General features: G+C 45.4%; 5 protein-coding genes, 1 tRNA gene and 2 rRNA genes. 4 read left to right on the top strand and 4 right to left on the bottom strand.

Annotated elements, in window-relative coordinates; all coding sequences use genetic code 11:
- The 4 genes from HOP38_RS15740 to HOP38_RS15725 form a co-directional block, all read left to right on the top strand.
- A 23S ribosomal RNA gene (locus HOP38_RS15740) occupies nt 1-433 on the top strand; the annotation flags it as partial.
- An 88-nt stretch (nt 434-521) separates the two neighbouring features.
- A 5S ribosomal RNA gene (gene rrf / locus HOP38_RS15735) occupies nt 522-637 on the top strand.
- Nucleotides 638-696: 59 nt separating this feature from the next.
- Nucleotides 697-787, top strand: a tRNA-Ser gene (locus HOP38_RS15730).
- A 126-nt stretch (nt 788-913) separates the two neighbouring features.
- Nucleotides 914-1,906: a phosphotransferase gene (locus HOP38_RS15725; RefSeq protein WP_198558454.1), complete on the top strand. Its 993-nt coding sequence runs from the start codon at nt 914-916 to the stop codon at nt 1,904-1,906.
- A 39-nt stretch (nt 1,907-1,945) separates the two neighbouring features.
- Here HOP38_RS15725 and HOP38_RS15720 read toward each other — a convergent pair whose 3' ends face one another.
- From HOP38_RS15720 to hemC, 4 genes are read right to left on the bottom strand one after another with little or no spacing between them, the layout of a single operon-like run.
- Nucleotides 1,946-3,127: a heme biosynthesis protein HemY gene (locus HOP38_RS15720; protein WP_038231087.1), complete on the bottom strand. Its 1,182-nt coding sequence runs from the start codon at nt 3,125-3,127 to the stop codon at nt 1,946-1,948.
- Nucleotides 3,127-4,311: a uroporphyrinogen-III C-methyltransferase gene (locus HOP38_RS15715; RefSeq protein ID WP_198558453.1), complete on the bottom strand. Its 1,185-nt coding sequence runs from the start codon at nt 4,309-4,311 to the stop codon at nt 3,127-3,129. Before HOP38_RS15715 ends, HOP38_RS15720 begins: the two co-directional genes overlap by 1 nt.
- A complete protein-coding gene (locus tag HOP38_RS15710) occupies nt 4,295-5,053 on the bottom strand; it encodes a uroporphyrinogen-III synthase (RefSeq protein ID WP_198558452.1) in 759 nt (252 codons plus the stop codon). The genes HOP38_RS15715 and HOP38_RS15710 overlap by 17 nt, the downstream gene beginning before the upstream one ends.
- 6 nt (nt 5,054-5,059) lie before the next feature.
- Nucleotides 5,060-5,998 carry a hydroxymethylbilane synthase gene (gene hemC / locus HOP38_RS15705; RefSeq protein WP_038223051.1) on the bottom strand — a complete coding sequence of 313 codons (939 nt, stop codon included), beginning with the start codon at nt 5,996-5,998 and terminating at the stop codon, nt 5,060-5,062.
- Between the last annotated feature and the right edge of the window lie 2 nt (nt 5,999-6,000).

Genomic DNA, 6,000 nt, shown 5'->3' with positions numbered 1-6,000 from the left:
GTTCATATCGACGGCGGTGTTTGGCACCTCGATGTCGGCTCATCACATCCTGGGGCTGAAGTCGGTCCCAAGGGTATGGCTGTTCGCCATTTAAAGTGGTACGCGAGCTGGGTTTAGAACGTCGTGAGACAGTTCGGTCCCTATCTGCCGTGGGCGTTGGAAGATTGAAGGGGGCTGCTCCTAGTACGAGAGGACCGGAGTGGACGAACCTCTGGTGTTCGGGTTGTGTCGCCAGACGAATTGCCCGGTAGGTAAGTTGGGAATCGATAACCGCTGAAAGCAGCTAAGCGGGAGGCGAGCCGGGAGGTGAGTCTTCCCTGGGGCTTTAAGCGTCCTAAAGGGTTGTTGGAGACTAGAACGTTGATAGGCAGGGTGTGTAAGCGTTGTGAGGCGTTGAGCTAACCTGTACTAATTGCCCGTGAGGCTTAACCATACAACACCCAAAGGGTTTTGATGGACTCAAAGCAAGAACTTTGAATGTGTATTTAGACTTTTAAACAGTTTTCCGAATTAAGAATTTGCTTGGCGACCATAGCGTTGTGGACCCACCTGATCCCATGCCGAACTCAGAAGTGAAACGCAATAGCGCCGATGGTAGTGTGGGGCTTCCCCATGTGAGAGTAGGACATCGCCAGGCTTTGAACAACATCGAACTAAAGCAAATTAAAGTAAGACTTTAGGACGATTACATATTGTGGAGAGATGGCTGAGTGGTTGAAAGCACCGGTCTTGAAAACCGGCATACGTTAATAGCGTATCTAGGGTTCAAATCCCTATCTCTCCGCCACATTAAAAAGCCCGCTGAGTAATCAGCGGGCTTTTTTACATCTTGAGAAACGCTGATCTTTCGTTTCATCATTAACTCTGTCAAAGTAAGAGTCCGTTTTATGGCAGCCAACCTAGGAAGTCTACTTTGATATTATCTGACTTTACGGTCACTCCAACCCTTCGAGAAGTTATTGGTAATGAGGCTCAGGTTTTCTCCTGTGAGCTTATTCAGACTCTATGGAGTGGCTATGGGCATTTAGTTAGACTTGAGCTCGCACAATCCCATTTATCTAGTGTTATTGTCAAAGCGATTCAATTACCTGATGAAGTACCAGCTAGCCACCCTAAAGGGTGGAATACTCAACTTTCACATCAAAGAAAGCTCCAGTCGTATCAAGTAGAGTTTTCTTGGTATCAGGAGTTCGTATCGACAATGCCCTCAGGCTGGGCTCCACAGTGTTTCTCTGCTCATAAGTATCAATCTCACCTTGAGCTCATTCTTGAGGATCTGAAGTTATTAGAGCGCGCTAGAGTTGTGAAAACCGCAACAGAGATGGAGATAAAAAGCGTTCTAAAGTGGCTTGCTCAGTTTCATGCTTTTTGGCTTGGAGCGAATACGAATGGGCTTTGGAAACAAGGTACTTACTGGCACTTAGCGACTCGTCCTGACGAATGGCAAGCAATGCAAGATGAACGCTTTAAACAAGCTGCGCACATCATTGATGAAAAGTTAAACGAGTGTCCATACCAAACGCTGGTACATGGGGATGCAAAGTTGGCTAACTTCTGCTTCAATAAACAAGGTAGTGCTGTATCTGCGGTAGATTTTCAATACGTAGGGGGTGGTGTAGGAGTTAAAGATGTCGCTTTGTTCTTTACCACGACATTAGACTTTTCAACGGCTGACTTAAACGTAGCGGGTTACCTTGACTATTACTTCATACAGCTGCACTCAGCGATAGAACATTTTAAACCGGAAATTAATGCTAACCGTGTTTGCAAGGAGTGGCGCGCACTATTTGGATTGGCCTGGGCTGACTATCAACGTTTCTTGCTAGGCTGGAGTCCAGACCACAATAGAATTAATGCATTTACCAGCAAGTTTACTCAACAAGCATTAGATGATTTTCAGTTATAAAAAAAGCTCCGTTAGGAGCTTTTTTAACAGTAATAGTGCCTACTTACTCTCAATAAGTGTCAACGCTTTTCTCGACACTTCACTTGCTGCTTTAGATAAATTCTGTTTTTCTAAAGTATCAGCTAGATAGGCATAGTCAGAAACATCAGGACGAAGCGATAGGGCACGCTCGAAATGACGTTGCGCCTCTGGCCACTTTTCTTCTCGGAAGTAGAATTGCGCTAGTGCACTTTGTGCTTCAGGTGTATCCGGTTGCTTTTTAACAACATCTTCAAGTAGCACAACAACAGGGTGTGTATCTGCAAGGTTTAGTTCTGGTAATACCTTATACAAGTCATCATGACCCTGTTTTTTCAACGTTTCTTTAATTACAGTAAACGCTTCTGCATCAGCCTTTCGAGCGATAAGCTGTTTACTAAAACAGCCCACTAAGTGGGTGCTTTGGCGTGTTTTACGTGGCAACTTATTCCAATGATTGATTAAACCTTCACTGCCTTGCTGACTAGCAATATCTTCTAGCAATCCACATTGAGCGCGTTCGTTCAGTTCATTTTGCTCTAGTTCATCGATGAGCTTTGCCTTATGGAGTTTAGGCAGTAAATCGATTAAGGCTTGCCACTCGCCAAGTTCTCGATAGGTTGTTTTTTGCAAGCTCAAAACAATGGAATTGTTTGGGTGTTCTGCTTTGAGAGTTTCTAAAGTACTCGCGGCAACTTCCCATTCCTCTTCTCGAACCGCTTGTTTCGCTCTAGTTAGCTGAACGGCAAGATCGGAGTTTTCCTGTTTAGCGGCCAGCGCTAGATAATGGTCACGCTTCGCTTTGTCACCTTGCCCTAAGGCAGCTTCAGAAGCGACGAGATAACATAAAAGCGGCATATCGTGATAGTTAGCCCAACGTGTTACCTTTTTCTCTGCAAGCTTCCAATCACCTTCTAGCAGCTTAACGATACCCTCATTGGTATAGCGGCGTGAACGACGCATTTTACGAACGCTGAAGTAATTAAATGTCGTGACGCTGGTGTAAAGCACTTTCTTGATGATGTATTCGAGCAGAAACAGCCCCGCCAAAGCCGCAATAACAAACACGACTAGAGTTGTAACGCTCATCTCGATGGTTTTATTGGCAATTGAGATCAGCACATAACCTTGCTGGCCCGAAAACTGGGTACCAACAAATAGACCCGCACCAAGTACGATGAAGAGAAAGATTAATCGAATCATTATTTCTCCTCCGTGATGATGGTGGTGACTTCACGGCGCAGACGTTCGTTGATGACATCGGATAATTGAGCTTGAGTTTCCAATTTGACAGGATAGTTAACTTGAATGTTTTGTTGGCTCAGTTTGCCTAGCGCAGCGTTAAACTCTTTAACGCTATTGTTGTCCATATCAAAAAACGATTCTGACCATTTCTCTGCGGTTTCTAACGACATCTTATAGATCTCGCCTTGTTCTTTGTATACCGCACGAATCGCAGTTTCTATCTTAGATTTGATGTTTTCTTTGAGATAGAAATGCTGCTCAGGTGAAAGCAGTGGGATTACATTGCCATCGCGAGTACGGAAAGTAATAAAGTTTTCTGAGAAGTCTTTTAACGACGTCATCAGGTTATCTTGCCAATCGTAGATGTCTTGTGAAACTTGGCGTTTCTCGACAGCAGGTGCATCAGGAAGGATGGCGTTGGCAAGAGGTAGCTTATCAACCTCTTGCTGTAGCGAAGTTAGTCGTAGTACGAGTCCGTCACGGTCAATAAGTGGAACAGTACGTAGCTTGGTGATGTCATTTGCCATTGACTGGCGCAGAGACACTAAGCTTGGATCGTTGAGTGCAGCGATACGCTGGTCAGCACTTTCCATCAAACGTGTCGCACTTACCACATCGTGCTCCAAGAACAGTTTTCGGCCCGCGAGTTTAACCAAATAGTCGGCCTCAGCCAGAAGCCAATCGTTAGGGCGACGACCTTTAACGTCAGCAACCGCTAGTTGCAGGCTTTCTATACTTTTTTGTTGTTGGCCTAACACAACTTCGGCTTTATGTGTCACTGTTTTTGCCTGTTCAAGCGTTTCCGACTGCACTTGCTGCATTTCGCTGCTTAAGCTGCTTGTTGTCGCTTTCAGTTGTGACTCTAGCTTGGCGATGCGAGCTTCATAATCGCTGGCTTGCTTTTGCATTTGGTAGCTGAGGCCGCCACCAAAAATAACCGCTAAAACAATGGCTACCGCACCAAGTTTAACACCACGTTTGCCCTGTTTTTCTTCAAATTCTGGCACCGCCGTTGGTGGTTTAGCTTGTTCGTGTTGAGAAGTTTCTTGTTCAGCTTTTGATGTATCAGCTTCTGGGGCTAAAGCCTTAACGTCTTGTTGTTCTTCAGACTGGATTTGCTCGTCTTTATTTTTGTTGGTCATTGTTAAGTCCTATTTCTAGACGCTGGAGAGCAGCAAATATTGTAGAGTTCGATGCACCTTGGGTATTGGTAACGTTATTAAATCCCTTTGTCATCGCTAAAGTAGCAATTCGTTCACTCGGAACCAATAGCTGTTGTTGTGTTAACCAGTTCAATTCTGGTTCTGATACTTGAGACAATAAAAACTCAAGTTGTTCACCACTGGTAACGACCAGAGTGTCGATACCCATTGAGCGCCATTGTTTTATCGCGTCTATTTTTAGTGGCAGATATCTGCGTTGGTAGGTTTCTAGGTATTGAACATCTGCACCAAGTGCACAGAGCTGATCATAAATGAGCTCTCGGCCGCCGTTGCCTCGAAGAATGATGACATGTTTTCCTGACACATTCGCCAACTCTGGTAATGCCAGTAGGTGTTCACTATCACTTACCGTCGGATAGTTTACGTTTTGTTGGCTGAGTTTGCTTAATTCATGTGCTGTTTTTTGACCAACCCCTAGATAAATACAGGAGTCAGGTAACGAGAGTTGCTGATGAGAGAGAATATGATGGAAGGCATAGACGGCGTATTGGCTGACGGCAATGATGATATCCGAACTTTGCAGTTGGTCGTCATCTAAACAAAGCTGCAGATTGTCCTGAATATCAATAAGTGGTTGATGGAGGGCAATGCCCCCCATTTTTTCTATGAGATTGCAAAGTTCTTCGCCTTGATTTTCAGGGCGTGTAACCAATACTCTCATCAGTCATTACTCGTGCTCTTGATAGAGCTTTTCTAGGATTTCTTTTGCGCCATCATTGAGCAGTTGATTCGCTAATTGGACGCCTAAGGCTTCTGCATCCGCGCGTTTACCACGAATTTCACCACGCACGATTTTTGAACCATCTGGCTCACCGACAAGAGCTCGTAACCAAATCTCGTCGCCATCGATCAGTGAGTAGCTACCAATCGGCACTTGGCAGCCGCCTTCTAACGTTAAGTTCATGGCTCGCTCGCACAGAACACGATCGGCTGTGTTAGTGTGATTAAGAGGTTCGAGTAATTTAATCAGTCGTTCATCATCAAGGCGACACTCAATGCCAACCGCACCTTGACCAACTGCAGGCAAGGATTCTTCAGGTTCGATAAAGCTGCGAATACGTGATTCAAGTTCTAGACGTTTCAGGCCTGCGGCAGCAAGGATAATGGCGTCATACTCACCGTTATCAAGTTTTCCTAAACGAGTCCCTACATTGCCTCGAAGCTCTTTAATGACTAAGTCAGGGCGCTGTTCTTTTAACTGACATTGTCTGCGAAGACTACAAGTACCTACCACAGCGCCTTGAGGCAGTTCGCTAATGTTAGTGTAAGTATTGGAAACGAAGGCGTCACGAGGGTCTTCACGTTCGCAAATGGTGACAAGGCCTAGGCCTTCTGGAAAGTCTACAGGAACGTCCTTCATTGAGTGCACCGCAAGATCGGCGCGCCCTTCAAGCATGGCGACTTCCAGTTCCTTAACAAATAAGCCTTTACCGCCCACTTTCGCCAACGGGGTATCTAAAATGATATCGCCTTTGGTGACCATAGTGACTAACTCAACTTCCAGTCCTGGGTGCGCCGCAATAAGGGCATCTTTGACATAATGAGCCTGCCACAGGGCAAGAGGACTTTTTCGGGTAGCGATTCGGATTGGCTGAGTTTGCGTCATAT

The sequence above is a fragment of the Vibrio mediterranei genome (assembly GCF_013364395.1).
Lineage (GTDB): Bacteria > Pseudomonadota > Gammaproteobacteria > Enterobacterales > Vibrionaceae > Vibrio > Vibrio mediterranei.
This window is presented reverse-complemented; position numbering and strand designations above follow the sequence as displayed.

Coding starts and splice junctions, on each gene's coding strand:
- HOP38_RS15710 (WP_198558452.1), bottom strand. CDS start 5,053: ATGAGAGTATTGGTTACACGCCCTGAAAATCAAGGCGAAGAACTTTGC.
- HOP38_RS15715 (WP_198558453.1), bottom strand. CDS start 4,311: ATGACCAACAAAAATAAAGACGAGCAAATCCAGTCTGAAGAACAACAA.
- hemC (WP_038223051.1), bottom strand. CDS start 5,998: ATGACGCAAACTCAGCCAATCCGAATCGCTACCCGAAAAAGTCCTCTT.
- HOP38_RS15720 (WP_038231087.1), bottom strand. CDS start 3,127: ATGATTCGATTAATCTTTCTCTTCATCGTACTTGGTGCGGGTCTATTT.